The 751-nt window shown below is 65.0% G+C and carries 1 protein-coding gene; it reads right to left on the reverse strand.

Features of this window, described 5'->3' with window-relative positions:
* On the reverse strand, positions 1 to 693 hold a 693-nt coding region (locus tag CCL05_RS43400; RefSeq protein ID WP_425276001.1), incomplete at its 3' end, for a cytochrome P450.
* Between the last annotated feature and the right edge of the window lie 58 nt (positions 694 to 751).

A 751-nucleotide genomic window follows, 5' to 3' on the forward strand; every position in this document is an offset into this window, starting at 1 on the left:
CACGATCATCGCGGCGATGATGGTGAGTTCGGTCAACGCGAAGTGCTTGCCGATGCACACCCGGAGCCCGGCGCCGAACGGGATGTACGCGTTCTTCGGCCGGCCGGCCACGGCTTCCGGGGCGAACCGCTCGGGATCGAACCGTTCCGGGTCGGTCCAGAATTCCCGGTGGCGGTGCAGGGTGAAGAAATTGATGTAGATGCCGGTGTTCGCCGCGATGTCAAAACCGCCGACCTCGTCCGGGCCCACGGCCCGGCNNGCCGGGCCGCGCAGCCGCAGCGTTTCGTCCACCACCATGCGCGTGTACTTGAGTTTGCTCACCGCGGTGAAGTCGGGTGTCCGGCCGTCCAGCACCTCGACCAGCTCGTCGTGCATCCGCTCCTGCACATCGGGGTGCTTGGCGAGCAGATGCAGCAGGAAGGACGCCGCGCCGGTCGTGGTCTCATAGCCACCGACCATGATGTTGACCACTTCTTGCTGCAGTTGCACGGCGTCCATCCGGTGGCCGGTCTCCTCGTCGACCGCGTCCGCGAGGATGGACAGCAAGGTGGGGCTGCCGTCCGTCCGCGTATTGCGCTGCTCGATCATCTCCGCGACGAAATGGTCCAGATTCGAGATCAGCTTGCGCAGCCGCAGATGACTCGGGGTCGGCCAGTGCAACGGCGGGAACGGGAAGCGGAAGAAGTCACCCATGATCTTGTTGGCATAGGTGAAGTCGTTCTCGATGGCTTCGGTGGTGGGGCCGACGTCC

The organism is Streptomyces africanus (assembly GCF_002150735.1).
GTDB lineage: Bacteria > Actinomycetota > Actinomycetes > Streptomycetales > Streptomycetaceae > Streptomyces > Streptomyces africanus.